The organism is bacterium (genome assembly GCA_018812485.1).
Taxonomy (GTDB): domain Bacteria; phylum JAHJDO01; class JAHJDO01; order JAHJDO01; family JAHJDO01; genus JAHJDO01.
In genome coordinates this window covers 1-2,698 of the sequence record JAHJDO010000031.1, presented here as the reverse complement: position 1 = coordinate 2,698, position 2,698 = coordinate 1, and the positions used below count along the sequence as shown (strand labels likewise).

Annotated in this window: 4 protein-coding genes; all 4 read right to left on the bottom strand. The window is 35.8% G+C overall.

The window, feature by feature from the left end:
* Positions 1-455: 455 nt before the first annotated feature.
* The 4 genes from KKC91_02210 to KKC91_02195 all read right to left on the bottom strand — a co-directional run bounded on the left by KKC91_02210 (position 456) and on the right by KKC91_02195 (position 2,466).
* Positions 456-1,643, bottom strand: coding sequence for a site-specific integrase (locus KKC91_02210; GenBank protein ID MBU0477364.1), 1,188 nt, complete (start codon positions 1,641-1,643; stop codon positions 456-458).
* A gap of 190 nt (positions 1,644-1,833) precedes the next feature.
* Positions 1,834-2,073 (bottom strand): hypothetical protein, encoded by a 240-nt coding sequence (locus KKC91_02205; protein ID MBU0477363.1) that lies wholly within the window; start codon positions 2,071-2,073, stop codon positions 1,834-1,836.
* A 47-nt stretch (positions 2,074-2,120) separates the two neighbouring features.
* Complete coding sequence (locus KKC91_02200; protein ID MBU0477362.1) at positions 2,121-2,294, bottom strand: hypothetical protein; 174 nt, start codon at positions 2,292-2,294, stop codon at positions 2,121-2,123.
* The gene (locus KKC91_02195; protein ID MBU0477361.1) at positions 2,287-2,466 is read right to left on the bottom strand and encodes a hypothetical protein; all 180 of its coding nucleotides are present in this window, start codon (positions 2,464-2,466) and stop codon (positions 2,287-2,289) included. The genes KKC91_02200 and KKC91_02195 overlap by 8 nt, the downstream gene beginning before the upstream one ends.
* Positions 2,467-2,698 lie beyond the last annotated feature (232 nt).

The following is a 2,698-nucleotide window of genomic DNA, read 5'->3' as shown; positions in this document are numbered from 1 at the left end:
GCAGAGGCATTTAGGCAGGAGCAAGGACGTTTAGTAAGTGCAAGGACGTTTAGGTAGTGCAGAGGCATTTAGGCAGGAGCAAGGACGTTTAGTAAGTGCAAGGACGTTTAGGTAGTGCAGAGGCATTTAGGCAGGAGCAAGATGTTTAGGCAAGGCAAGATGTTTAGGCAAGAGCAAGGACGTTTAGTAAGTGCAAGGACGTTTAGGTAGTGCAGAGGCATTTAGGCAAGAGCAAGATGTTTAGGCAAGAGCAAGGACGTTTAGGCAAGGCTAAGGCGTTTAGGCAGGTGCGCAAGATGTTTAGGCAAGGCAAGGATTTTAAGTAAGAGATTAGATTTATGAAGGAAGTAGTTTTTAAGAGAGAGAATTTTTAGAGGAGAGAATGAGTGATTAGAGGATTTGATTCTGATGATAGAGTGAGAGAGGGGGGAATGAACATAAGAAACAGAAACAAATCAGGACTTGTCATCAATGAGGGGGTAAACAAGCTCGTCTTTAAGTATCATTCTCTTTGCAACTCTTTTTAATTCTGCCTTGACATCTTTATTTTTGCTTGCAGCTTCCCATGAGATTTTAGTTATAATTGCCAGTTTTTTAAAATCTTTTTTCAGTTTGGCTATTTCCTTTTCTAATTCTGTTTTTGTCACATCAGCATACATATCTTCTTCGTTTATGGTGTCTTTCATACCAAGAAGCTCTGTGTAATAATAAATCATATCAGATTTTTTCCATCCAAAGCGGTATTTTAAGGCACTCTCGCTCTTGTATCTCGGTAGCCAAAAACAGGCAGAACTGTGTCTGAAATCATATAAACTCAGATTTTTGGATTTTATCTGTTCCGGTGTTAATAAGCTTTTCCCGAGTTTCCTTAACTCCTTATTTATCATTGGCGGATTTTTTCTGCAAACATAATCATTGGATTTTAATTCCATCTTTTCTACATAACTCTTTATTTGCTCAGAACAAAGCATAAGCTTGATTTTTCTGCCAAATGTTTTACTGGTTTCTTCTCTTATGTTTAACTCCTTGAAATCGTTTGAAAAATCAGAAACTTTAATGTTAATTAATTCCGTGACTCTTATTCCACCGTCAAAAGCTAATGCAAGAATTGGCTTTAAGTCATAACTTGTTTTTTTTATAATCCTGTCAAAATCATCTTTCGTAAAATATACGAATGCAGGCTTTTCTCCTCTTGTATCTAGGTCCTCTGTGATATCTGCTATGTTTTTGCCTTTATTTCTCATTACTTTCTGATACCAGTGCCAGAATGTTTTAAAAACTTTTACATAATCCCCAGCAGATTTATAATACGTACCGAATCTAGTTTTTATTTTCCCTTTTCTCATGTCACTAAATAATTCATGCAAATCCTTAGCATTCAATTTTGTAATATCACTGATTTTTCTTGATTCTAATAGTTTAATCATAAATATGATTTTTTGTCTGAGATGATTTAGCCTCGTGTAGCTCCTTTCCCCTTTTCTGCTATGTCGGGAAACATTAAGTCCTATTTTAAAGTCTTTTATAAAAGATATTACCCATGCCGAGTTTTTGTCGTTGAGTTCTTTTATCTTGTGCTTCTTATCAACTTGCTGCAACCAGTTTTCAAATAGTTTCTGATGATTATAAGGATCTTTTTTCATGAGAGAAAAGCAGGAAAAGGGGATTTTTAAACCTTTCTAAAACCCCGTTCTATAATTGGACGCCCACACCGGGATTTGAATTACCGAACGGGGTTTTTATTTCTTTCCATATTTAAGTTCTTTCCCAGCTTCATAAATAAGTTTCTCAAAGAAGCCAATACATTCATAAATATCCTTAGAAGTATTTCCCTTATCTTTTGTATCTAAATTGTTCCGGTAAGACGAAGGGATCAGTGCCTCTAGTTGATTTATTTGCTCTTTCACTTGCTTGCTCTGATAATTTGTTTCCATCTTTTCCCTCGGCTCTGGATTTTTCTACCCAGAAACAGGCAAGGCAGACATCTGTTGTTTCTACCTTACCGTTTACAACTCTTGTGCTCATTGTGAGCTTGCTTTCATCTTTCTCTCCGCAATATTTGCATTGTGCCATAAAATTTTGTAGCTGAAAGCACTATTAAACATTGTAAGCAAAGTATCTTACTCATAATCAATGCCTTTTGGCATGGTGTAGTAATCAAACTTGCGTTCAATTACGTGAGTAAGTTTCATACCAACGTCTTTCAGAATGTCGTAAATCCTGCTTACTTTCTTATGTATCTGCAGGACCGCTTTCCTTGCCTTTGTTTCCAGATTTTCTGCCATTTTAGTCATTTATGCTTTGAGGTGCTCTTGTTCTCGCCTGTTCCAGAATCTTCTCAAAGTAGGCAACAGGTTTTATTATCGGCTGCTCTAACTGCGGAACTCTTATTATGAGCCACTTGCCATCTTTGCTTACGCTTATTTTTGGCTCAATTCTGTTCTGGCTTGACTCTTGGTTTTCCATTTTTGTTTTTACCTCCTGTGTTAATTCTAAAGGAGTAACGGGTATTTAAGTTTTGTAAGCAAAGAGTGTTAATTCGAGAAATGGGGGGGTATATTGTGGGGATTAGGGTTTATTTTCTTGCAATTATTATTATGCCCTCTTTTCTTAATCTTAATTTAGTTGATATTTTGCTTTCCAATATTGTTAACGGCAAAATAATAAATTTTAAAAATTCATAAAATTTAATCATTAT